The 21,097-nt window shown below is 49.6% G+C and carries 30 protein-coding genes; 24 read left to right on the top strand and 6 right to left on the bottom strand.

Going from position 1 to position 21,097, the window contains the following annotated elements:
* Positions 1–267: 267 nt before the first annotated feature.
* From HFD97_RS08855 to HFD97_RS08840, 4 genes are read right to left on the bottom strand one after another with little or no spacing between them, the layout of a single operon-like run.
* Complete coding sequence (locus HFD97_RS08855; protein WP_167431837.1) at positions 268–1,263, bottom strand: helix-turn-helix domain-containing protein; 996 nt, start codon at positions 1,261–1,263, stop codon at positions 268–270.
* Complete coding sequence (locus tag HFD97_RS08850; RefSeq protein WP_167431836.1) at positions 1,264–1,608, bottom strand: HNH endonuclease; 345 nt, start codon at positions 1,606–1,608, stop codon at positions 1,264–1,266.
* Between the two features lie 42 nt (positions 1,609–1,650).
* Positions 1,651–1,977, bottom strand: a complete 327-nt coding sequence (locus HFD97_RS08845) for a hypothetical protein (RefSeq protein WP_167431835.1) — start codon at positions 1,975–1,977, stop codon at positions 1,651–1,653.
* A 58-nt stretch (positions 1,978–2,035) separates the two neighbouring features.
* On the bottom strand, positions 2,036–2,263 hold the full coding sequence (locus HFD97_RS08840; protein WP_167431834.1) for a helix-turn-helix domain-containing protein: 228 nt from the start codon (positions 2,261–2,263) through the stop codon (positions 2,036–2,038).
* 77 nt (positions 2,264–2,340) lie between these two features.
* Between HFD97_RS08840 and HFD97_RS08835 the strand changes: the two genes are divergently transcribed.
* The 21 genes from HFD97_RS08835 to map all read left to right on the top strand — a co-directional run bounded on the left by HFD97_RS08835 (position 2,341) and on the right by map (position 17,870).
* On the top strand, positions 2,341–3,066 hold the full coding sequence (locus HFD97_RS08835; protein WP_167431833.1) for a LexA family transcriptional regulator: 726 nt from the start codon (positions 2,341–2,343) through the stop codon (positions 3,064–3,066).
* A 756-nt stretch (positions 3,067–3,822) separates the two neighbouring features.
* A complete protein-coding gene (locus HFD97_RS08830; RefSeq protein WP_167431832.1) occupies positions 3,823–4,029 on the top strand; it encodes a hypothetical protein in 207 nt (68 codons plus the stop codon).
* A 478-nt stretch (positions 4,030–4,507) separates the two neighbouring features.
* Positions 4,508–4,774 carry a hypothetical protein gene (locus HFD97_RS08825; protein ID WP_167431831.1) on the top strand — a complete coding sequence of 89 codons (267 nt, stop codon included), beginning with the start codon at positions 4,508–4,510 and terminating at the stop codon, positions 4,772–4,774.
* Between the two features lie 478 nt (positions 4,775–5,252).
* Positions 5,253–5,855, top strand: coding sequence for a pentapeptide repeat-containing protein (locus HFD97_RS08820; RefSeq protein ID WP_167431830.1), 603 nt, complete (start codon positions 5,253–5,255; stop codon positions 5,853–5,855).
* A 44-nt stretch (positions 5,856–5,899) separates the two neighbouring features.
* The gene (locus HFD97_RS08815) at positions 5,900–6,124 is read left to right on the top strand and encodes a hypothetical protein (RefSeq protein ID WP_167431829.1); all 225 of its coding nucleotides are present in this window, start codon (positions 5,900–5,902) and stop codon (positions 6,122–6,124) included.
* 128 nt (positions 6,125–6,252) lie between these two features.
* Positions 6,253–6,462: a hypothetical protein gene (locus HFD97_RS08810; RefSeq protein ID WP_167431828.1), complete on the top strand. Its 210-nt coding sequence runs from the start codon at positions 6,253–6,255 to the stop codon at positions 6,460–6,462.
* Entirely contained in the window at positions 6,459–6,752 is a 294-nt protein-coding gene (gamL, locus tag HFD97_RS08805) for a host nuclease inhibitor GamL (RefSeq protein ID WP_167431827.1), read from the top strand. Before HFD97_RS08810 ends, gamL begins: the two co-directional genes overlap by 4 nt.
* Positions 6,749–7,552, top strand: coding sequence for a PD-(D/E)XK nuclease-like domain-containing protein (locus HFD97_RS08800; protein WP_167431826.1), 804 nt, complete (start codon positions 6,749–6,751; stop codon positions 7,550–7,552). Before gamL ends, HFD97_RS08800 begins: the two co-directional genes overlap by 4 nt.
* Positions 7,553–7,566: 14 nt before the next feature.
* Positions 7,567–8,649 (top strand): RecT family recombinase, encoded by a 1,083-nt coding sequence (locus tag HFD97_RS08795; protein WP_167431825.1) that lies wholly within the window; start codon positions 7,567–7,569, stop codon positions 8,647–8,649.
* Positions 8,650–8,684: 35 nt separating this feature from the next.
* Positions 8,685–8,921, top strand: a complete 237-nt coding sequence (locus HFD97_RS08790) for an ANR family transcriptional regulator (RefSeq protein ID WP_167431824.1) — start codon at positions 8,685–8,687, stop codon at positions 8,919–8,921.
* A 145-nt stretch (positions 8,922–9,066) separates the two neighbouring features.
* A complete protein-coding gene (locus HFD97_RS08785) occupies positions 9,067–9,408 on the top strand; it encodes a hypothetical protein (protein WP_244319771.1) in 342 nt (113 codons plus the stop codon).
* A 102-nt stretch (positions 9,409–9,510) separates the two neighbouring features.
* On the top strand, positions 9,511–10,284 hold the full coding sequence (locus HFD97_RS08780; protein WP_167431823.1) for a fimbria/pilus periplasmic chaperone: 774 nt from the start codon (positions 9,511–9,513) through the stop codon (positions 10,282–10,284).
* Between the two features lie 26 nt (positions 10,285–10,310).
* Positions 10,311–12,797 carry a fimbria/pilus outer membrane usher protein gene (locus HFD97_RS08775; RefSeq protein WP_167431822.1) on the top strand — a complete coding sequence of 829 codons (2,487 nt, stop codon included), beginning with the start codon at positions 10,311–10,313 and terminating at the stop codon, positions 12,795–12,797.
* Positions 12,798–12,808: 11 nt separating this feature from the next.
* Complete coding sequence (locus HFD97_RS08770) at positions 12,809–13,252, top strand: hypothetical protein (protein ID WP_167431821.1); 444 nt, start codon at positions 12,809–12,811, stop codon at positions 13,250–13,252.
* A 69-nt stretch (positions 13,253–13,321) separates the two neighbouring features.
* Positions 13,322–13,834 (top strand): hypothetical protein, encoded by a 513-nt coding sequence (locus tag HFD97_RS08765; RefSeq protein ID WP_167431820.1) that lies wholly within the window; start codon positions 13,322–13,324, stop codon positions 13,832–13,834.
* A gap of 443 nt (positions 13,835–14,277) precedes the next feature.
* Positions 14,278–14,658, top strand: coding sequence for an Insecticidal toxin complex protein tccz (locus tag HFD97_RS08760; protein WP_167431819.1), 381 nt, complete (start codon positions 14,278–14,280; stop codon positions 14,656–14,658).
* Positions 14,659–14,794: 136 nt separating this feature from the next.
* Entirely contained in the window at positions 14,795–15,124 is a 330-nt protein-coding gene (locus HFD97_RS08755; protein WP_244319770.1) for a hypothetical protein, read from the top strand.
* Between the two features lie 272 nt (positions 15,125–15,396).
* Complete coding sequence (locus HFD97_RS08750; RefSeq protein WP_167431818.1) at positions 15,397–15,654, top strand: excisionase; 258 nt, start codon at positions 15,397–15,399, stop codon at positions 15,652–15,654.
* Entirely contained in the window at positions 15,638–16,723 is a 1,086-nt protein-coding gene (locus HFD97_RS08745) for a tyrosine-type recombinase/integrase (RefSeq protein WP_167431817.1), read from the top strand. The genes HFD97_RS08750 and HFD97_RS08745 overlap by 17 nt, the downstream gene beginning before the upstream one ends.
* Positions 16,724–16,842: 119 nt before the next feature.
* Positions 16,843–17,088: a ParD-like family protein gene (locus tag HFD97_RS08740; protein WP_009092856.1), complete on the top strand. Its 246-nt coding sequence runs from the start codon at positions 16,843–16,845 to the stop codon at positions 17,086–17,088.
* On the top strand, positions 17,085–17,870 hold the full coding sequence (gene map / locus HFD97_RS08735) for a type I methionyl aminopeptidase (RefSeq protein ID WP_046102748.1): 786 nt from the start codon (positions 17,085–17,087) through the stop codon (positions 17,868–17,870). The genes HFD97_RS08740 and map overlap by 4 nt, the downstream gene beginning before the upstream one ends.
* A 37-nt stretch (positions 17,871–17,907) precedes the next feature.
* On the opposite strand, the gene HFD97_RS08730 is transcribed toward map, so the two are convergent.
* Both HFD97_RS08730 and HFD97_RS08725 read right to left on the bottom strand, forming a co-directional pair.
* Positions 17,908–18,999 carry a diguanylate cyclase gene (locus HFD97_RS08730; protein ID WP_167431816.1) on the bottom strand — a complete coding sequence of 364 codons (1,092 nt, stop codon included), beginning with the start codon at positions 18,997–18,999 and terminating at the stop codon, positions 17,908–17,910.
* A gap of 172 nt (positions 19,000–19,171) precedes the next feature.
* The gene (locus tag HFD97_RS08725; RefSeq protein ID WP_167431815.1) at positions 19,172–19,477 is read right to left on the bottom strand and encodes a hypothetical protein; all 306 of its coding nucleotides are present in this window, start codon (positions 19,475–19,477) and stop codon (positions 19,172–19,174) included.
* Positions 19,478–19,691: 214 nt separating this feature from the next.
* Here HFD97_RS08725 and HFD97_RS08720 point away from each other — a divergent pair, with 214 nt between their 5' ends.
* The 3 genes from HFD97_RS08720 to HFD97_RS08710 all read left to right on the top strand — a co-directional run bounded on the left by HFD97_RS08720 (position 19,692) and on the right by HFD97_RS08710 (position 20,936).
* On the top strand, positions 19,692–19,916 hold the full coding sequence (locus tag HFD97_RS08720) for a hypothetical protein (protein WP_009092851.1): 225 nt from the start codon (positions 19,692–19,694) through the stop codon (positions 19,914–19,916).
* A 2-nt stretch (positions 19,917–19,918) separates the two neighbouring features.
* Positions 19,919–20,161 (top strand): hypothetical protein, encoded by a 243-nt coding sequence (locus tag HFD97_RS08715; RefSeq protein ID WP_167431814.1) that lies wholly within the window; start codon positions 19,919–19,921, stop codon positions 20,159–20,161.
* Positions 20,162–20,243: 82 nt separating this feature from the next.
* Positions 20,244–20,936: a hypothetical protein gene (locus tag HFD97_RS08710; protein ID WP_167431813.1), complete on the top strand. Its 693-nt coding sequence runs from the start codon at positions 20,244–20,246 to the stop codon at positions 20,934–20,936.
* Positions 20,937–21,097 lie beyond the last annotated feature (161 nt).

Genomic DNA, 21,097 nt, shown 5'->3' with positions numbered 1-21,097 from the left:
TTTCTGCAGGATGACTTGCCGCGCGTTTGCACCGCTCCCCAGTTTGGTCAGCAGGCATTGTAACCGGACGCAACTTCGGCGCGATTTGATTTTTTGAGGCGTGCATTGGCGTTCTCCTGACGCGCGTTCGGGTGCCTTGATCCATCCTGAGCCGGTCCATATTCGGTCACCCAGTACCTCGCTGGCCTGATGATGATTCAGGCTCTTCAGAATGCCCCCACAGAACGCAATGCAGATAGCCGGCGGTCGATGAACTGGTTTAATTCGTTACCCCCTGAATCCCTCCGGAATCGTGTAATCCATGCCTGAAGAAGCCATGAAGTCCCGGCGGGGACGATGACGTTTAGGCGCGCGCTGTCGCTGGTTTTTCAGGGAGCGAGCCAGTTTCATTTCCCACTGAATCTGGTTGTAAGCCCCTCCATCGGCCTCCCAGAAGGTGACAAAATCAGCAAGTGCGGCCTGGTCTGGAGGGCCTGAAAGTTCTATGCCAATTTTTCGCGCAGTGCGGCTCAGTTCTGGCGAGGGCCGCCAGCCTTCGAACATGACGAATTTTTCAGAGCGGTGCTCTGCCCCCAGTTTGTCCCGGCAAGCCGGTGAGGCTTCATGCAGCTGCACATCCCCGGCCTTCAGGGCGATCAGAGTTGAAACGCGCTCAATGGCATCTGGCAGAACCGAATTTTTGTGACGCGCCTGAGTGGACCTGGTTTTAAGCTCAGGCGCTGGAGGTCCTGAGGACAAGCACGCACCTGCTTTCCCTCCCTCCCCGGTCTGCATCTGCGGCTCATTGCTCTCAGGAGGCGGAGCCGTGGCAGAGTTATCCACAGATTCAAAATTGATTCGCGCTGTGTGTGTGTTGTTTTTAGGTTCTAATGACTGATTCAGTAACCCGTTTTTGGGATCATTCAAACACCCGTTTTTGGGTATATTCCCGTTTTTGGGAACATTACCAGTTTTGGGTTTATTCGCCTTAATGGAACGATCCCCTTTTTGGGTGAATTCAAAATGCAGATTTAGCTTCAGTACACGCACACGTTTTGTGATGCCTTTACGCTCACCGGTATCGATGAGAAGACCCTGCTGAATCATCTCATTTATCCACTTACCGATTGTTTTCTTATCGAGACCGGTGTCGTGCATCAACCTTGTAATGCTTGGATAGCAGCAGTGATGTTCGTCGGCACGATCAGCCAGTGAAAGGAGAAGAAGTTTTTGTGAGGCTTTAAGATTTAGACGCCAGGCCCACTCTGTTGCTGCGCGACTCATTTAGATTTCCTTTTCGAAATAAAATAAGTGGACAGGTAAATTAATAAAAACGCTGTGCTCGTTAAGTCCTTGCCATTGCTTATAATTAATAATCCCAAAAAATTTCGAATTTGATAGCATCAGATGGAGTCTGAAATCATCCAATGACTTAATTCCCTTTGAAGCATTACATTCAGGACAGGAAGGGAAAAGATTTTCAATTTGGTTACTACCACCTGAATTCTTAGGGCAAACGTGGTCAATATGCATGGTTTCAAGCGATAATTTCTTACCGCAGTAAGCGCACTTGCCCTTAAACTTATCATAAACCTTAGTTTTTTTGAGTTTTGAAATTTGCTTTGTCATTTAAATTCACCTGCAAACTATGTTTAGAAATTTCGTTTTTCGTCAGGGAGTTGCGACATCGCCTGACGCGTTGCCGGTTCGCTCCAGTTCATTCTCTGCAAACCGGATAGCGACCTGCATCAGCCAGCGATACTGCTCCTGAGGTATTTTCATCTCCCCTTTCATCACGAAATCCTCAATACCACTGGCGGCCAGTGTTTCCATAATTTCGGGATATTTTTCAGTGCGTCTCAGAACAGTTGAGTCTGCAACATTGAGACGACGGGCAACTTCTGCCTGACGTGTTTTAAAAAGAGCTTTCAGGGCCAGTGTGTGAAGATGTCGCCCCTGAGGTGATGATTCTCGTTTGCGTTTCTTTGCGGCTTCCACAGTCTAAATTCCTTTGCAGACGATAATGACTAAGGCGTCAGCGTGACGCCCTCCTGATTTAACGTTCAAGAAGGGATGTCCGACTTTCATCCAGAATTTTTTGGGCATCAAATTTTCCCAAAGACAGCTTCTCAATGGTCAATGCGTAATGTGTTCGGCCATAAAACTCTGTTTTCGGAAGTGACCCTTTTTTCAACCATTTGTAGACCGCTCGTGGGCTGATCCCGCAGGCTTTTGCTACTTCAACAACTCCAACAGACTTAATTGCAAGGTTAATGACAGACATGAAATCCTCCTCATCAGTACTTTTGGTTCAACTTATAATGAACTGACAGTTTTATCAAGTCAGTCCATATTGTACCCATGGTACATACCGAAACGATTCGTCATGAATTCGCAGCGCGACTCACTGAAGCGCTCAACAACGCAAATTACCCGCTACATGGCCGGGGAGTTATGCTTGCCCAGCGTATGGGCGTTTCATCGAAGGCTGTCAGCAAATGGTTGACCGGGGAATCACTTCCTCGAGCTGCAATGATGAAAAACATTGCTAAAGCTTTAAATGTTGATCCGCTATGGCTTCAACATGGAGATGAGGCAAGCGCTCGTGAACAAAGGTTAATCAACACTCTGATAAGAAACAGATCCCCTTTAATTAGTTGGAAGGAAGCAGATAACTGGAAAGCTTGTATAAAAGAAAACTTTCACACGCTGCGATATTTTTATTCCGGAGCAGCTATGGAGCATGGACATACGTTCTGGTTGGTCGTTAAGGATGATTCTATGACTTCATCTGTAGGCACGTGTGTTCCCAAAGGGAGTCACATTCTGATTGATCCCTATTGCCCCGCTGAAAACGGACATTTTGTCATTGCGAAAATTCAAGCCGCTAAAGAAGCGACCTTTAAACAGTACATTGTTGATGAGGGTACAAACAGGCGTTACCTTAAACCCTTGAATAACAACTATAAACCTATTGAAATTGACGATACCTGTATGTTTATAGGAGTTGTGGTAGAGAGCAGAATGAGTTTAGTCGATCCGGATCCCGCTGAAGACGCTTCCTTCCCGTACGATACCAATAGTTAAAAATACCTTTAAATCAATGGTATGAACTGATAAAGGAAAAGGTTCCAATTTCCTGTACTTTAAGTATTGACGTTTCTCGTACTTTTAGTTCATTATCAGATCAGTAGCTGAACGGCACAGCATACTGTCGGGCGGGGGGAGTGCAGGAGCGCGAGACCCCGAAGTGGCAAAACCCACCTTCCTCTCAGCAAATGAGATGGCACTGCCCAGTGTCATTTCCTTTGTTGATGGAGGTTCTTATGAAGAAACACCGTGTCGTGTGCCCGGTATGTGGTGTCAGGTTTGATCCACTCGCCCCGCAGGTGCACATAAACAGGTATCATCAATCAGTAACGTGCAGAGAGTTAGTCCTGATACGCGACGCCCGGCGTCAGTGCTTCGGGAAAAGTAAGCCCGTGAAAAACAAATCTCCCCTGCTTACCCGGACTCATCGCTGATTCACATCAAACCCTATTTGCATCATTAAACGAGGTGGCCGCGCGAAAGGGTTTATGGATTTGTTCAGAATTATGAAGTCCGGTATCGTTATAAATGCACTGTCAGGCCTGACCTGACTTCATAAAGTACGAAAAGTAGTGGCATACTGACAACGTAATCAAAAAAGAAATACAACACCAAGTGCCTGCAATTTTCCCGCCTCGTGCGGGATTTTTTTTGTCGCAAATATGTTCACCATTCGTTTGAACATCTCAGCCTTACTGGCTCATTCACTACCTACCTCTCTGCCTGAAAGGCAAATCTCTTTAAGGAGTAATTATGTTGTATCGCGAAGCTGCAGTACGTGTCAGTCAGACTGTTCACAACGTCTCACACCTGTTGAACATTTCGGCTGAACAGATGTTCGGTTATGAAAAGGAGGGCAAAGTTACAGGAGAACAGGCCGGTACCCACATGCACAAGGTCAATGTGATCCTGGAAATCCTGTTTACCGAACTGCTGGACCCCATAATTGCTGAATCCTGATTTGGCTCCGCAATACTGCGGTTGTGGCACCGGCGAAAGTGCGACTGATAGTAACGTTTTAAAGACTGACAAAGCGGTTAACTGACAGGCCCGAAGATGCTCAGAAGCCGCCTGTTTCGCGGTTTTAATACATCTTTGAGTGCTTCCGGACAAATCAGACTCAGCCCGCTTCGGCGGGTTTTTTAATGCCATTTTAAAGGATTACATCATGCAAAAAAACAGACCCTCAGACGCGCTGTCATCCAAAGAAATGCAGCGTCTGGCGTTAATCCACCTACATGCCTATCTGAGTGCCTGTCACTGCCGGTCCCGGACTGAAGTGCTTCAGGCACTGACGCAGTGGCAGAACGTGGGGACTGAGTTAGCGGATTTCGTTCGCCATACACGCATCATCATTATTCATTAATACCGTCCAGCCCTGCGGGCCATGTAAACCGTTCCCTGCCCGCAGGGCATTTATCCCTTTCGGAGGTCCTTTATGCAAAACCGTGAAGCCGCGGAACACATCACTGACACTCTGCTGACAGTAGCAAAACATGTCACGACGTCAGTAAACATTATCGATGCCATGAACAGGGAGGGCAAAGTCAGCCGGGAGGAGCTCGCGTTATACCGTCAAAGCGTCCTGGGCGCTCTGGACAGGATGCTTACTGAAAATCTGGCGGGCATCTTTGAGCGATATCCTGATCTGAGGCCCGTATGCGCCTGTTCTGAACCCCCTCAGGAAAATAAGCAGCATGACTGAACCCCGTTTTATTTCATCTCATGAGGCCGCCCGCTGAGGCGGTTTTTTTATGCCAGCAGGAGACACCCTTTGAGCAACCACACACGGCATAGCGGTTTCACTTTTAACCTGAGTTCGTTAAGGCGAAGTATGAAGTTCATCAGTTCCCCGTGCGTGATCAACCGGCGCTTTGTGAAGAGGCTGGCCGCAGCCTGCCTGAACGAAATGAGGGCATCATGATGGCCAAACCGTACGCGCCTGACCGGATAAGGCATCGTGCCAGGCGTACAGAAGATAACTGGCGGGCCGGATTAATTCGTGCCAGACGAACATATCGGGATGGTTATCTGACTCTGCGGGTTACCCCGCAGTGGCGCCTGCTATCCAGAGACAATGGTCAGAGCTGGGAACTGCTGAGCCACGCAGATTATGACAAGCAGATTTGAGCAGGATTTTTTTACAGGATACACCGCCACTGCCTGCAGAGAGGAGAACGACCATGGACGCTAAAGAATTGCATCATCATCTTGAAGCGCACAAACGCTGGCTTTCAAGCGCGGGAGCCGAAGGTAAACGTCTCAACCTGAGCGGTCAGTGTCTGGCTGACGCTGATCTGAGAGGAGCAGAACTTGAACATGCCCTTTTCCTCAGGACGAACTTTGAGGGAGCACAGATGAAATTCGCAAACCTGAGGTTCGCAGTCATGGATAGGTGCAACCTGGCATCTGCCTCATTATTCCGGGCAAAACTCAACAACGCCTCACTTAACAATGCAGAGTTTTTATCTACGGATCTCCGTCAGGCTGACCTTCGGGGTGCCAGCCTGTACGACACAGACCTGCTGAACGTTTTCTTATTCGCCACACGTCTGCCGGCGAAAACCTGGTTAATTCTGGGCGATGTCTACGATATCCAGATTACTCATGGGCTCTGGCTGAAAGCAGGTTGCGAGGTGCATGCGCCGGATAAATGGCGCTCATTTACCCGCCACGAAATTCAGAAAATGGACGGGGAGCGTGCACTCAGCTTTTACCCGCGATTACTGGACATTCTCGACAGTTATCTGGGGAAAGGTCCCCGACCGGACTGGGTGCTGCAGTGATCGACAGAGTTTAAACGTAGTTTTCACATCCAGGAGAATGAGTGATGAAAATTCAGTACACCGCTTCACGTACAGAGGCAACGCTGCATATCAAAACATGCGTGTTCCGGGCTTCTCACCATGAACGTGTGGTCAGAGCGGCGCTCAGGGCTGCACCGGACACGCGGGTTACCCACTCCGGCACATTCGTTATTTACACGCATATCTCAGGAGACCCGGCACAAATCCTGGCAGCAACCCGCGAGGCCCGTCGCGAAGCAGAAGAGTAACACTGAGCTTCATACCGGCAGCGTCAGAACGGCTGAGTCCTCAGCAGTTCGCTATCCCGGCCCCGTAATACTGCCAGCCGTTCCGGCTTCGACATCCTTCAATCTGACTGTTCAGAGGTACATTTCCCATGATGCAAAATCACATCAGGGGCGATGCCGCTTTTGCTCGCCCGTTTAATGCCATCCGCGATATCGAGTTTGCGCCTGAAAACATCGTGACCAGTGCCAGTTTCTCGTCCTCATCATCCCCTGCACTGTCGCCACTGCCGCCTCAGCCCCTGTTACAAATCGCTTTTGATCGTGTTCTCGGCATTCTTCTTCAGGAGGATAAACCATGACGCCTTTTGCACTACTGGAACAACATAAAGACCATCTTGATGCGCAGGAACAGGAAGCTATCAGGAAAGAGCAGTGGATCGATGACGAGGCTCAGCGCCTGATGAATTGTTTTCCTGACTACCTTTACCAGTTCCGGCACTGGAACCTGCACCCAGAGGTACTGAAATGCTGCACCCATCCTGATGCCAGTGAGGAATATATCGGCTTTATCAGAAATCTTGCTTACCTGCATGCGGCACGCAATTACGACCTTCAGGTCCAGCTTGGCTGGGAGGAGCCTGTGTCATGAAACCGGGCATTTATCATGACCTCAGCAATGAGGATTATCACGGCGGACCGGGCGTCAGTAAATCACAGCTGGATGACATCGCTCTCAACCCGGCCATCTATCTGTGGAGCAAACATGCGCCTCTGGATACGGAAAAAACAGGTGCACTGGATATGGGAAGCGCACTGCACTGCATGCTGCTTGAGCCTGAACAGTTCGACAAACGCTTTATTGTGGCTCCCTCCTTTAACCGGCGTACCTCTCAGGGTAAAGCAGACGAAGCAGCGTTTCTGAATGAAACACGCACCCGGAACATAACTGTCATGGATGCAGAGCAGGGCCGGAAGCTTCAGCTGATGAGGGAGAGCGTGCTGGCGCATCATGCTGCACGTTTTTTTCTGGAGGCTGACGGTCACTGCGAATCCTCGATTTACTGGTCAGACAGGGAGACACAAGAGCTCTGTCGTATCCGTCCGGATAAATACCTGACCAGCAGGCCTGTCATTGTCGATGTTAAAAAGGTCAGCGATATGTCGCGCTTTGCCCGGCACATCGAAGAGTTCCGTTACCACGTTCAGGCAGCCATGTACTGCGAGGGTTTTTACCGGTGCTGTGATGCGTATCCGCAGTTTGTTTTCATCGTGGTCAGCGAATCCATCGACTGCGGCCGCTATCCGGTCCGTGTATTTGAGTTGCATGACGATGACATGCGGGCAGGTTTCGATCTCTTCCGCCGCGATTTGAACACCTTCCATGCCTGTCGCCTCAGCAATAACTGGGGCGGCGTTGAAACAATCCAGCGCCCTGCCTGGGCACGTTAACAGGAATATTCACGATGCAGAATCAACTGATGAACACAATGCCTGACAGCACTGATTTAACAGCAACGATATTCAGCCCTGATGCACTGGACAAACTGGTTCGCTTTGCAGAAATCATGGCCAGCAGCAGGGTTACGGTTCCTGCGCATCTTGCCGGAAAACCTGCCGACTGCCTGGCTGTTACGATGCAGGCCATGCAGTGGCGGATGAACCCGTTTGCCGTCGCGCAGAAAACCTTCACAGTAAATGGTGTGCTGGGTTACGAAGCGCAGCTTGTGAACGCCGTGATCACCACCATGGCTCCTACACAGGACCGCCTGCATTACGAATGGTTTGGTCCCTGGGAAAAGGTGATTGGGAGATTCACGGAGAAGACATCATCGAAAGGAAATAAGTTCATCGCGCCGGACTGGACACTGCAGGATGAGTCCGGGTGCGGCGTGCGCGTCCGGGCCACCATGAAAAATGAGCAGGAGCCGCGGGAACTGAAACTGCTGCTCTCCCAGGCGCAGGTGCGGAATTCGACACTCTGGGCCAGCGATCCGCGTCAGCAGCTGGCCTATCTCGCGGTTAAACGCTGGGCCCGGCTTCACTGCCCTGATGTCATCCTGGGGGTTTATACCCCTGACGAACTGGAGCCGTCCGTCCGGACGGAACGTGATATCACACCGCCAGACCATGCCGATTTGAATGCTTACATCAATCAATCCGTCCAGGCTGAGAAGAACATTACACTACCGGACGATGCCGTACCGGAATCAGAGCCTCATTCGGTGTCAGGAGCAGAAACTCCTGTGCATGCAATCCTGCCTGACAGTCCCGCCAGGGCACCCGGACAGTCATCTGATAAGTCCATGCCCTCCCCTGAGCTGGGTCCTGGCAAAAAGCAGAAGTATGCAGACAGCACTACGCGGACGCCAGAGCAAATGCTCGCTGACTTCTGTGAGGCGGCCATGAAGAGTCAGTCGGTCAGTACGCTTACACGCTGCTATGCCTATGCGCAAAAAGTCCTGCAGAAATCAGCGCCTCTGCTTGATAAAGCAACCGACGTGTTTCTGGTCAGGAAAGCCGAGATCGAAGAAGAAGCCGGTAGCTAATGCCCTCATCATTACCGTCAGTTCAGGAGTTATCGATGAATCAAAGTAAGCCTGACAGAACGCGAGCCCGTAATCATCGTTATTACGCCGTCGCTGAGGCTGCTGCATTTGCCGAAAGCAGCGGAAAATATGAACAGGCTTCAAAACTCTGGCTGCGGGCAATGAAACTGGCAAAAAGACCAGTGAATGCCCACTGGGCAGAACACCGCAGTCAGTGTTGTATGAGTGCACTCCGTAATGGATGGTCTTATATAAAAACAAGACCATCCTAACCCCTCTTAGCACGCTCAGGATTAAAAAGTAATATTCATTTTTATGACTTCACGGCCATGTGCAGAAGTGCTAATTTCCTGACAGATACAGATTAACTATGCATGAAGATAAAATTTATTGAGGATTTTAAACCGGACGCATGGCATGACCGTTCAAATCAATATGAAGATGTCACCTATGAATAAAAGACTGTTAAATTACATTGATAACTTTTTATATCATTCTTCAACAGAACCACTGCAGCAACTGGTGCACTTTATTGCAAAGCTTTCCCTGATTTCTTCACCGGTCGCATGGGTCGTGAAACGCCCTGGCATGTCAGAAGACAAGCTCTTTACCTCTCAGAAAGACGCAATGGATTTTCTGGATACGCAGGGTCATAAGGATGACTATATTGCCCCCCTGTTTGCAACACTAAAGGTGGATGTCAGTGCAGGAGAACGACGATACCTGCTCCTGACACCATTGTCCGGGGAGGACGATTAGCCACTGATTAAATTCATTAATTACTGGAATATGAAAACTTCACGGCGTGAATATTGTGGCTGCATTTTAATATTCAGCGCCAGACTACGCAGGAATATTCAAATGACCAAATCCATTAATGTCATTTTCATAATGGCAGCAACACTGTGCTCGCTTCATCTGGCCAGAGGTGAAAGTTTACCGCTGGAAAATGAGCTACAGTCATTCTCTGTTAAAACAGGCGCAACAAGACTTATTTATTTTACTGATTCGAATGGAGCCTCTTTAACAGTCATAAATCCGCAATCCTACCCCATGCTTGTTCAGTCGGAAGTTTTTGCAGAAGATCGGAAAACCCCTGCACCGTTTATTGTTACACCCCCCTTGTTCCGTCTGGATGGGCATCAGCAAAGCCGAATAAAGGTTATCGCAACCCGTAATCACAACGAAGACAGGAAGGAATCACTTAGCTGGCTTTGCCTGACAGGCATCCCACCCGAACCCGACGCAGAATGGACTGATGAGGCAGACAAAAAAAAGCAGGCAGGACAGCGCGCCACACTGTTGACGCAGTTGCGCATTAAAAGTTGTCTGAAACTGCTCACGCGCCCTTCCTCCCTTAAGGGAGCACCCGATGATTTTGCATCGAGCCTGACATGGGAGAAGCACGGTAAGACGCTTACCGTAACAAATCCTACCCCTTTCTTTATGAATCTCAGAAGTATTCAGCTCGGAAAAGAGACGGTGGGCAACCCGGAATATGTTCCTCCAGTGGGTAAGCGGGAACTGAGTGTATCTGCTGACGCCCGCGGGCCGGTGCACTGGCGGCTGATTACGGATTATGGCGGCGACAGCCGGGAATTTACGTCTGACCTCAGCATGAAACCCGGCCACTGACCACCAACACTGCCAGGGATAAACCCATGACTTTTTCGGGACGCCTGATTGTGGCCAGCCTGACGCTGGCTGCTGTTCACGCACAGGGCAGGAGTTATACCTTTAATCCGGTGCTGGTTTCCGGAGGCGGAGCAGAGACTGACCTCTCTGTTTTCAGCCAGGGTAGTCAGTTACCAGGAATGTACCCTGTGGACATATTACTCAATGGCACACTTATCGACTCACGGTCTGTCATGTTCACATTGATGCATGACAAAGATGGACGTCAGGAGCTTGTACCCAGCTTAACCCGTCAAGTTCTTTCAGGTTACGGAGTCCGTATGAAGCATTTCAGAGTTTCAGATAATGAACACCGGACCGGTAATTTTGATTTGTCTCAGATACCGGGCGCGAAGACTGATTTTCACTTTAACGAGCAATCACTGCACATCAGTATTCCCCAGATATATCTTAAACCCGGATTTAAAGGCATCGCCCCCCGCAAACTCTGGGACGACGGCATACCTGCCTTCATCATGAATTACCAGGCCGGTGCTGATCAAAGCTTTATGCGCGGTCATTCAGGAAATACAAACCACTACTCATGGCTGCAGCTTAGCCCCGGTGTGAATGTAGGTGCCTGGCGTCTGAGAAACTTTACCAGCTGGCAGAAAACGGAAGGAAAGCCAGGACACTGGCAGGTCATAAATACTTATCTGGAGCGGGGTATCAGTGACATGAACAGTCGCCTGACGCTGGGTGAGCGTTTTACCTCATCGGAGATCTTCGGAAGCGTCCCTTTTCGTGGGGTCATGCTCGCCTCAGACGACCGCATGGTTCCCTCCAGTCAGTATATGTTTGCCCCTGTCATCCGCGGTGTGGCCAGAACTCAGGCACGGGTAGAAATTAAGCAGAACGGCTACACCATCTATAACCAGATTGTCGCACCGGGCCCCTTTGCACTGACTGATTTCAATTCCACGGGCGCGGGCGGTGATTTTCAAGTAACGGTGTGGGAAGCCGATGGCGCCTCACAGGTTTTCACCGTGCCTTTTCAGACCCCGGCAATCGCCGTTAAAGAAGGTTATCTGCGCTACAGCATGATAGCCGGACAATACCGCCCGTCCGACAGAAATGTCCTCAGAACGCCGGTGCTGGAATCAACGGCCATGTATGGCCTTCCCTATGGCGTCACTCTTTATGGCGGTATTCAGGCAGCAAACCACTATCAGTCGTTATCAACAGGCGCTGGACTGAACATGGGTAGCTGGGGCGCACTGTCCACTGATTTAACCCTGAGTCGCGGGCAGCTCTCTGGTCAGAACACGGTAAACGGACAGTCATGGCGCATGCGTTACAGCAAAGAGATTACTGCGACAAATACATCGTTATCACTGTTTAATGTCCGGTTCAACCAGGCGGATTATCTTTCGCTGGGTGAAACGCTGGATAGCTGGAAAATGAATAAAACGTCAGGAAGCGACGTAATAAGAAACAGAAGGAAAAGCAGCATGGGGGTCTCCGTTAGCCAGGGGCTGGGGAAATGGGGTTATCTGAATGCAGGTGCTGATCACACAACCTTCTGGAACAGCAGCCGGCATAAAACAAGATTCAATGCGGGATACTCTGTGCCAATAAAAGACATGTCGTTGTCATTGAACTGGTTTGCTAACCAGAAGCCGAATTGTCATGGAATGAATCACATCATCAGCCTATGGCTGAGCGTGCCGCTGAAAAAATGGACGGGAGTCGACGCCCGAGCTTCATATCGTTACACGCAGCCCTCTTCCGGCAACACAAATCACTCAGCAGGTTTATACGGTAACGCATTTGATCAGCGTCTGAGCTGGAGTGTCGATCAGCGTTACAATCGGGAAGAAGGAGGCAGTCGTAACAATGGCGACGTGTCTCTCGGATGGACTGGAACCTATGGCAACATCTCAGGTAGTTACAGCTATGACCGTGATTATCAGCAGCGTTCAATAGGCATTGATGGCGGACTTATTGCTCACCGCCATGGATTGACCTTTACTCAGACACTTGGCGAAACTAATGCACTCATTGAGGCGAAAGGTGCTTCAGGAGTGAAAGTCCAAGGTTTTTCAGGCGTCAATACTGATTATCAGGGGTATACAGCACAGCCATACCTAAGTCCTTATCATGAGAATACTCTTTCTTTAGATCCAACATCTCTTTCGAATGATGCGGAGATTACAATCACAGACAGAAAGTTTGTACCTACAGCAGGGGCGGTCATTCCGGTTAAATTTCGAACAAGCATAGGTGCGAAAGCGATCATTACACTTCTGGGGCCTGATGGAATAGAAGTCCCTTTCGGCTCTCTGGTACAAGTTAACTCAGCATCAGGAAGTGAGGGAATTGTTAACAGGGATGGGAAAGTATATTTGTCGGGATTACCGCCCGAAGGACAACTTATCGTCAGAAGTAAAATAAGATCTCTCAAATGTCCCTACCATTTAATAAAAAATGAAAAGGCTCATGGACTGAATTTCCTGACCGTAAAGTGCAAATAAAGGAAAGCATAATGCGCGCTCTATTTAGTAAGAATTTAAAATTTTTAATCATAATATTTATTTTATATAATAGCTACTCAGTAGCAAACACACTAAAACTCATAATAACACCAAAACAGGATTTACATGCGGGAAGAATACATGATGGAGCAGAACTGGCAACAATCCATGTGTCAGGTATGTCAGAACCCTGCTTACTTAATGTATGGATTGAATACCCCAACCAGGAGACCATGCCGGGACACTATATATTGACAGACCGTAATAAAATAGGTGGTGATTTTAATGTAAGACTAATAGGTGATAACTTGAAACCTGACTTTCAGTCAGGGAAAGGCGTGCTAATAGCATTACCATCAAGACTCACCACATTGAATCTTTTGAGCAACGGCGACCAGTCAATAGAAAGCAATGTTTTTTCCATGCAAGTTTCCGCTCAGTGCCTGAACCAGTAAATATAAATTTAGATGAACCTATATCAAGTTAGAATCCTACACTCAATACACTATTTCTACGGAGTCAAAATGAAGTTAATCTACAAATCAATCGCATTAACAATATTATTTTTATGCAAGCCTGTCACAGCTGAATATAAATTCAAACCTGTAGGAGATTCAATAACCCGTTCCGTCGATTTGGTTTTCAAAGAGAACCCTGAACTGATTTTCAGGCTTACACCAAAACCGGACTTAAAGGCGGGAATCAACTTAAACATCAGCCCCGTAGCATTTTTCAACATCACGGCTAAATCACCAATGAATTTGGGGATACGCTGGACCCCAAATTCCGGAACCATCAATAAAGATAATAGATTTATAATAAAAATACCCGGTAAAAATAACCCAAAAAATCAGATTCAGCTTAGTATCACTGGCTATCACGAAACGGCCGGTTATATAGTTGACGGTGACCAATGGTCCTTTCTATCAGAAGGCCCGGTAAAAGAATTCGCAGGGGTTATTACCATTGAGGGCGATCAATCTGTCATTTCTGATACATACACAATTAGTCTGGATGCAGCGGCTTTTATTTCTTAGTGTTATCACTTCCGCTACAATTATTATGCTAATCGTATCGGATAATACATTCATAACCATGAAGCCAGCTCAACCAGATTAGTTGGAGAAGTGTTTGTGGTTCCCGACCAGGCTCTTCGCCTGGTCAACTTTGACCTGGCACAATCGCCAAGCCCTGAACCTGCATTAAAGTGAGCGTGAGACCTTCAACAGCTTTTTACCACTGAGATCAGATTAGGATTTAAACGTTATCATTAAACCTGATAACAGTCACAATCATTACAACAGACGTGATGTGTATTAAACAAACATCGGTCTCGGCCAGCAGAAAGCGGTTGCGACTACGTCAGGTGCCTCATCTGGCGGCTTTGTTCTGCCTGATATCAGCCAGGATGCATGATAGCGTGCACATGCAGCATCATGGTTTTATAATGATTTTTTAATGCTAAGAATAGGGATATTGCATGCTCAAATCCGCGCTCTTTCTCGTTGCCTTTCTCTTTCCTCTGGTCTCTGTCGCCGGGCCCGGTAGTTTCATATTTAAAGTAAATGGCACGAAGGAAACATACTCACCAGAATGCATAAGATCAATAAGTTACGTGGATAGTGATGAGACTGGTTCTGAAAATGTAAATTTCTACCTTAGTGATGAGTGCGGAAGAATGCTCAATGTGACTACAAAGCAGAACATTGGTAAGAAGTTGTCTATTTATGACAAAGGCAATCTGCTTTCCAGCGCCAATATTGTCTCTGTACTCAGGAATACTTTCAGAATCTCCGGTAAAGAGATGGCACGCTTGGTTCTGATGCAGCTTCTTAATGACTATGGGGTTACGCATAATTAGAGGAAAGGCAGAGGAATTAAGCATGGACGAACGCGACAGGATTAACTTAGATTTAGTCGTGTGATAAGTATTACCGGAGCTTTGAGCTGCAGTATCCGGGCGGCACTGGCACGATTAATCACAAGGAGAAAAAGCGGTGAGGTGGATTTTTTTATCTGGGATGTTATTTTCCATGACAGTCGTAGCAGAGGACCGGTCATTCGAAACGCCAGAGGTGAAATGCCTGAATGACCACACCATCCCACTCATTAAGTCAGAAATTCCGCCTAAAGAAATTGTTGATAAGGCCTATGTACTCTGCAGGCCAGAACTGGATGAATGGAAGAAATCGCTGGAACCGTTGCCTGAAGAAATGAAGCAGCACATGCGCAAAGAGCTTTATGACTTCTACATCAGGATGATTGAAAAACGACGAAATTATGAACTCAGCAAAACTGCAAAAGCTTTTCATCGAGACACTCTTTAACGTCTCCGCGACCTGGGTCCTGAGGTCATTGTTCGATGCCGTTTCTATGGAAATCAGACCTGATTTGATATAAGGAGGATGAAAATAGCATACAGACCGAGAACGTGTCCCTTCTGCAACTTCCGGGGACCACGTAAGCACCCTGATGGCAAATTTTCCTGCGATATGTGCGGGCTTGAATGGAAGCCAGAGCAGGATAAGCGCGACAAAGACAAACAGTGAAACCCCGCCTCTGCGGGGTTTTTTTATGGACCGAAAACCGGAGGTAAATCATGGCTAAGCTGCTTACCCTGACTGAGTGGGCGAGCGAGACCTATTCTCATCCGCCTTCCCTGTCCACTCTTCGCCGCTGGGCACGCGAAGGGCGAATCTACCCGTGCCCGGAGTTACATGGCAAAGAGTACCGGCTTCATCCGCAAGCAGTTTATCTCAACCCCCGTAAACGCGTCAGAAATCCGTACGCTCATTCGCATAATGTAATCGGACGTAATCTGCTGATGGAAAAAGTGATATATGATCAAAAGGCCTGAATCTTATGATGCTAACCTCCCCCGTAATCTGACCTACCGCCGCACCCGCAAAACTTACCACTGGCGCAATCCTCATACCGGAAAGGAGTATTCACTGGGTAATGTCTCACGCCGGGAAGCGATTGCTCAGGCTATTGAAGCCAACCATTATCTGGACCGTAATTATGTTCCCTCCGCCCTTTTAAATAAATTACAGGCGCGCCCCGTCATGACAGTGTCTGAATGGCTTTCAGCGTATGAGGCCATCCTTGTCAGGCGCAAGGTAAAACCGGTCACCCTTCGGCTGCGTAAATACCAGCTGAACGCAATCCGGAAATCTTTGGGTGACCTGGCGATGAATGCAGTCACGACCCGCGATATAGCCCTGTTTCTGGATGTCTATGTCACCGAAAATAAACAGACAATGGCAGTCATTCTGCGCAGTGTCCTGAATGATGTGTTCCGTGAGGCAATTGTGGCGGGGGTGATTGAAAGAAATCCGGTTGAACCCACACGGGCAAAACAGCCCAGGGTTCAGAGGAGCCGGCTCTCAGTTGAGCAATTCCGGATGCTGCTGGAGGCCGTACCTGAATCCGAACCCTGGTTTTACCGGGCACTGCTGGTCGCCGTGGTTACTGCTCAGCGCCGGGAGGATATTACCCGCATGAGGTTCTCCGACGTTTGTGAAGGCAGACTGTTCATCACACAGAGTAAGAAAGGCAGTAAGTTAGCCATCCCCGTTGATCTGGCGCTGCCCGATATCGGCATGACACTTAACGACGTGATCGAGTTATGCCAGCGGAATAATCCTTCACCGCATTTTATCTATTCTGCTGCACGACGTCATGGACGCAGACCCGGCCCGGTTCGCCCGGAAAACCTGACGCAGGCATTCACGCGCACGCGGGCCCGTTGCGGTCTGGACGCCTTGCCAAACCCGCCAACCTTTCACGAAATCCGCAGCCTGTCCGGAAGATTATATGAGGCGCATTACGGTCAGGCATTTACACAGCGGCTGCTGGGCCACAGGAATCTGACCATGACTCAGAAGTACCTGGATTCCCGTGGCGATGCGTACGTACTGGTATGATGTATCTGTAATTTCGGACAAATTTCGGACATTTTCGGTCGGGCTGAAATTTGCCTTTTCAACTCATGAGGTTAAGGATATGCTATATACGAAACATATACGTTTTATATAGGATTAGCATGGGTATCGTTAAAATCTCGGATTTGATGCATGAGAATCTGCGCATCGCCAGTCAGGCGATGAGCCGCTCCATCAATGCACAGGCTGAACACTGGCTTAAAATCGGCATGCTGGCTGAACTCTATCCCCAGCAGACCCAACACCAACTGGCGCAGATGCTGATCCGGCTGGAGGTGGAAGGCCGCACCGATATCCGGAACATGCTCCCTGAAGAGATCCTCGCCACACAAGGAGATGTGTCATGAACAGCGTTAAAATTCATACCGCAGCAGAAATCGAGATGGCCCGGGCAGCGGGACAGGCTGCCGCGCAGGTGCTGGCCATGATTACGCCACACGTCCGGCCTGGCATCACCACCGAAGAGCTGGATGATATCTGTCACGACTTTATTGTGAACGAACTGAAGGTGACGCCAGCCAACATCGGCTATCAAGGCTATACCCGCACTACCTGCACCTCGGTCAATCATGTGGTCTGCCACGGCATCCCGGCCGGAAAAAAGCTCAAGGATGGCGATATCGTTAATATCGATGTAGCCGTCATCAAGGATGGCTGGTACGGCGACACCAGCCGCATGTATTTCGTCGGCACGCCATCAGTCCGGGCGAAACGGCTGGTAGAGATTACCTATCAGTCGCTGGTGGCCGGGATCAAAACGGTCCGTCCGGGCGCAACGCTGGGCGATGTCGGCGCCGCAATACAGCGTGTGGCAGAAGCAGCTGGTTTCTCCGTGGTGCGTGAATATTGCGGTCACGGGGTGGGCGAGATTTACCACACCGAACCACAGGTGCTGCACTACGGCACGCCGGGCCAGGGTATGCCACTCAAGGCGGGCATGATCTTCACCATCGAACCGATGATCAATGCCGGTAAAGCGGGCACCAGCGTGCTGTCTGATGGCTGGACGGTGGTGACAAAAGATCGTTCACTCTCGGCGCAGTGGGAGCACACGGTCGCCGTGACGGAAAGCGGCTTCGATCTGCTGACGCCCTGGCCGGAAGGCACCGGTGATTACCCGGCAATTTAATCCAGTGGCCTGAGAGTGTCTCAGGCTCTGGACTTTTTCAGTCGCGAACTTCACTGAGTGTGTTGAGGGAGGAAGCCCGCCAGACATGCACATCATTGCGTCCGGCGCGCTTCACCTGATAAAGCGCCTCATCAGCGCGTCGCAGCCATTCATGAATCGAAGCCGCTTCGCGCGCTGAAGCAATCCCGATACTCACCGAACTCTGAAAAGTGGACGAAGCAGGCAACCGCAGCAAGGTAATGCCTTCCTGGATCTTCTTAGCCAGTCGCAGAATGCTGGCTTCATCGGCCTCACGCACAATGACGCACAGCTCATCCCCGCCAAATCGGGCGGGAATATCTTTCAGACCGACGCTGTTTCGTAACAGTGCCGAAATCTCTGTCAGCAGAAAGTCGCCCGCCTCATGGCCAAACGTGTCATTAACCTGTTTGAAGTGATCCACATCCAGCAGCATGAGCCAGGCGTTGCCCTCGCCTCGCTGAGTGCGCAGAAATTCACTTTCCAGTCGCTGCTCAAACAGACGACGGTTCGGGATTTTCAGGCCGGGGTCCATCAGCGCGATGCGCTCCAGCTCGCGATTCTTCTTACGCAGGCTCAGCGTCAGATTGTGCGAAACCACACTGAGCGCCAGCAGATAAACGCTGGCCAGTGGCAGAGTCAGCCAGGCGGTACGGGTAGAGAAGTTCAGCATGACCGGTGCACCCGCGACTGACCATACCAGCACAAAAGTGAGCAAAAAGGCCTGCAGCGCAGATCTCAGCTGTACCCAGCCGCCCGCGGAATAGCGGTCAGAAATCAGTACGGCCATGATAACCAGTGAGGGGAAAGGACTCAGCGCCATCATCCCCACCCAGACGCCGCCAAAAGCCGCATCCAGCGTCAGACTCTTGCGTTCAAATCCTGTGGGGTCGCGCGATCGTAAGGCCAGCCTGTAGGCGGCATAGGGCCAGACAAACGCGTTGACGAACAGCAGCAGGCAGAGTTCCGCGCATTTCCCCCGCTCCATCAGCACTGACAGGATGGGCAAAAAGCAGAGCAGCGTACCGAGCTGACGCATCATAAACATACGGCGCACGAATCGGCTGGCGCGCCGCCTCAGTTGAGCATCGTCAGGTGTGTAATAGTTCATATGCAGACTGAAGCAGCGAAAGGTTACGTCAGTTTATCCAAACTGGTGAATAAAAGTAATATATTTGCAGAATATTCTTATTGCTGGATTAAGACTGATAGACTACGCGTTAAAGCCGGTATTGTTCGGCTGACAGATGACTGCTGTCACCTGCCAGCACGAGGGTAGGTTTTTATCTGCGGCCCTTAGCAACCGAGGCGGACCAGCTGAAGTCGCTGACTTCACTGGCTGTCAGTGAGGAGGGTTTCTTTTTGCGGAGGGGTTTTTTCGCCTTCAGCGCCTGCGCTTTCTCTTTTTCCTGCTTTGCCGACATAACGATCCGACGCGCTTCACTGCTGAATTCTTTTTCTTTTTTACTATCCGGCTCTTTACCGGTGCGCTGACGATACTTTTCCATCAGCCCTTTAACGGTCTGTTCGACGGCCAGTCGTTCATCAGCGTTGAACTGATCAATGGAAATCATCTTCTTGTCGTTCATAGCAGTCTGTCTCATGGCGAAGGGTGAGATGAGTGTACCGCATTTACGGTTTATTAAGTCAGAAACCGCCTCTGTCCTGCATCTTCTTCACTTTGCAGCGCATTCGTCCCGCTTCATCGGATGGCCATGCGAAAAACAGGGTTGTCTCTTAATATAAAACTAATGTTTATCAGGTTTACTGGCAGTGACCACGTACTGCCGGGAGGCTAACGGAATGACTAAAGAGACCGATCGCCTGTCACAGGCCCTGTTACGGCGGCATGGCATTGGCGTCAGACAGAAACGCATCCACTTTCGGGGACGCGATCTGCTGTTTCAGTTGCGCAATGCCCGTTATGATGTTTTCAACGGTGACCGCTGCATTGCGACCGTGGAAACCAACAATATTCATGACGCCATCAAGCAGTTTAAGGCGCTCGACACACCTGTGGAGAAATAGTCATGCCCGATTACTGCGTGCTTCAGAAAAGCCGTGAAATCATGGCCGTTAATCTCACCCATAAGGACAAGCGGGAGAAATTAACCGCTGGAGGCTACAGAGTGGTATGGGAAGTGATTTTTGCGGATAACGCAGATGCAGCCCTGCTGCGTTATGAGCAGCTACGCCGCGAGGAAGAGCGCGCTCCGCAGAACTTTGCTACGGACTCTGTTATCAGCTCACTGTTTCACCTGATTTCCCATTAATGCGGGCTTAAAAGGCAAAGTGACTGTTAATTCATGTCGTGCCGATTAGAATAAAGGAAATTTCTCCGCACACAGGTTTCTGATGAAAATCTCTATTCAGAAAGAAGATGCGCTGTTTATGCATAACTTCTTTGCTGCGCCCTGCGACACGCTCGACACGCTCGACACAGATTCACCTCAGGCACGACAGATTCAGCAATCGCTTCAGCTGGCTATCCAGCAAAAAGAGGCAGAGGTCGACGGTGACTGGAAACGCACTCTGACGTTTATGCTGCTGTTCCTGTTTTTATATGCTGCGCTCGGTGCCTCGCTGACGCTGGATCTCAGCACCACCACCGGCCATAAGAGCATCGAATATGCGCTGGAGGCGATTCCGGTGCTGATCGCCTTCTCCGGTTTTTTTGTCTCTATTCTCTATCTGTTCCTGACACGCGCCAGCGCGCGTAAACAGCGCAACTGGGAAAATGCCATCCTGGTGCTGGAAAAATATTCCATTGGTAATCTGTTTAAAGCTACCCATACCCAGGGGGGCGGCACCAGTAACTACTCCGTGCCCAATCTCTACATCTCTCTCGCGCTGTTTATCTGCCTGACCTGGCTGGTCACCTATAACTATCTGACCTTCACCACCAGCGGCGTCTTCGGCAGTGTGATTTCGCTGTTCATCAGCACCATGGTCTATGTGATTCTGGATATACAGCTGCTCAAACCTTTCACTCATGCTGCAGAGAAAGAGGAAGCGGCGAAGGATAAAGCGGATGACGCGCAGGCGTAACTAAAACGCCAGAATTGAGAGAATACCCGGCCCGCGAGCCGGGTATTTTTTTGCTGCAACAGGCCCGGTCTGGCTGTAAAGCCCCTTTGCACCCAGCTATCTGAAACCTGATCCAAAAACGAAAAGTATGTTGTAACTATCATTGCTCATTCAGCAAAGCG

The organism is Pantoea sp. EKM103V, assembly GCF_011800365.1.
GTDB lineage: Bacteria > Pseudomonadota > Gammaproteobacteria > Enterobacterales > Enterobacteriaceae > Pantoea > Pantoea anthophila.
Note: the sequence above shows the minus strand (reverse complement) of the source record. Positions and strands in the feature narration are given on the sequence as shown.

Coding starts and splice junctions, on each gene's coding strand:
- HFD97_RS08855 (WP_167431837.1), bottom strand. CDS start 1,263: ATGAGTCGCGCAGCAACAGAGTGGGCCTGGCGTCTAAATCTTAAAGCC.
- HFD97_RS08850 (WP_167431836.1), bottom strand. CDS start 1,608: ATGACAAAGCAAATTTCAAAACTCAAAAAAACTAAGGTTTATGATAAG.
- HFD97_RS08840 (WP_167431834.1), bottom strand. CDS start 2,263: ATGTCTGTCATTAACCTTGCAATTAAGTCTGTTGGAGTTGTTGAAGTA.
- HFD97_RS08835 (WP_167431833.1), top strand. CDS start 2,341: ATGGTACATACCGAAACGATTCGTCATGAATTCGCAGCGCGACTCACT.
- HFD97_RS08830 (WP_167431832.1), top strand. CDS start 3,823: ATGTTGTATCGCGAAGCTGCAGTACGTGTCAGTCAGACTGTTCACAAC.
- HFD97_RS08825 (WP_167431831.1), top strand. CDS start 4,508: ATGCAAAACCGTGAAGCCGCGGAACACATCACTGACACTCTGCTGACA.
- HFD97_RS08820 (WP_167431830.1), top strand. CDS start 5,253: ATGGACGCTAAAGAATTGCATCATCATCTTGAAGCGCACAAACGCTGG.
- HFD97_RS08815 (WP_167431829.1), top strand. CDS start 5,900: ATGAAAATTCAGTACACCGCTTCACGTACAGAGGCAACGCTGCATATC.
- HFD97_RS08810 (WP_167431828.1), top strand. CDS start 6,253: ATGATGCAAAATCACATCAGGGGCGATGCCGCTTTTGCTCGCCCGTTT.
- gamL (WP_167431827.1), top strand. CDS start 6,459: ATGACGCCTTTTGCACTACTGGAACAACATAAAGACCATCTTGATGCG.
- HFD97_RS08800 (WP_167431826.1), top strand. CDS start 6,749: ATGAAACCGGGCATTTATCATGACCTCAGCAATGAGGATTATCACGGC.
- HFD97_RS08795 (WP_167431825.1), top strand. CDS start 7,567: ATGCAGAATCAACTGATGAACACAATGCCTGACAGCACTGATTTAACA.
- HFD97_RS08790 (WP_167431824.1), top strand. CDS start 8,685: ATGAATCAAAGTAAGCCTGACAGAACGCGAGCCCGTAATCATCGTTAT.
- HFD97_RS08785 (WP_244319771.1), top strand. CDS start 9,067: ATGACCGTTCAAATCAATATGAAGATGTCACCTATGAATAAAAGACTG.
- HFD97_RS08780 (WP_167431823.1), top strand. CDS start 9,511: ATGACCAAATCCATTAATGTCATTTTCATAATGGCAGCAACACTGTGC.
- HFD97_RS08775 (WP_167431822.1), top strand. CDS start 10,311: ATGACTTTTTCGGGACGCCTGATTGTGGCCAGCCTGACGCTGGCTGCT.
- HFD97_RS08770 (WP_167431821.1), top strand. CDS start 12,809: ATGCGCGCTCTATTTAGTAAGAATTTAAAATTTTTAATCATAATATTT.
- HFD97_RS08765 (WP_167431820.1), top strand. CDS start 13,322: ATGAAGTTAATCTACAAATCAATCGCATTAACAATATTATTTTTATGC.
- HFD97_RS08760 (WP_167431819.1), top strand. CDS start 14,278: ATGCTCAAATCCGCGCTCTTTCTCGTTGCCTTTCTCTTTCCTCTGGTC.
- HFD97_RS08750 (WP_167431818.1), top strand. CDS start 15,397: ATGGCTAAGCTGCTTACCCTGACTGAGTGGGCGAGCGAGACCTATTCT.
- HFD97_RS08745 (WP_167431817.1), top strand. CDS start 15,638: ATGATCAAAAGGCCTGAATCTTATGATGCTAACCTCCCCCGTAATCTG.
- HFD97_RS08740 (WP_009092856.1), top strand. CDS start 16,843: ATGGGTATCGTTAAAATCTCGGATTTGATGCATGAGAATCTGCGCATC.
- map (WP_046102748.1), top strand. CDS start 17,085: ATGAACAGCGTTAAAATTCATACCGCAGCAGAAATCGAGATGGCCCGG.
- HFD97_RS08730 (WP_167431816.1), bottom strand. CDS start 18,999: ATGAACTATTACACACCTGACGATGCTCAACTGAGGCGGCGCGCCAGC.
- HFD97_RS08725 (WP_167431815.1), bottom strand. CDS start 19,477: ATGAACGACAAGAAGATGATTTCCATTGATCAGTTCAACGCTGATGAA.
- HFD97_RS08720 (WP_009092851.1), top strand. CDS start 19,692: ATGACTAAAGAGACCGATCGCCTGTCACAGGCCCTGTTACGGCGGCAT.
- HFD97_RS08715 (WP_167431814.1), top strand. CDS start 19,919: ATGCCCGATTACTGCGTGCTTCAGAAAAGCCGTGAAATCATGGCCGTT.
- HFD97_RS08710 (WP_167431813.1), top strand. CDS start 20,244: ATGAAAATCTCTATTCAGAAAGAAGATGCGCTGTTTATGCATAACTTC.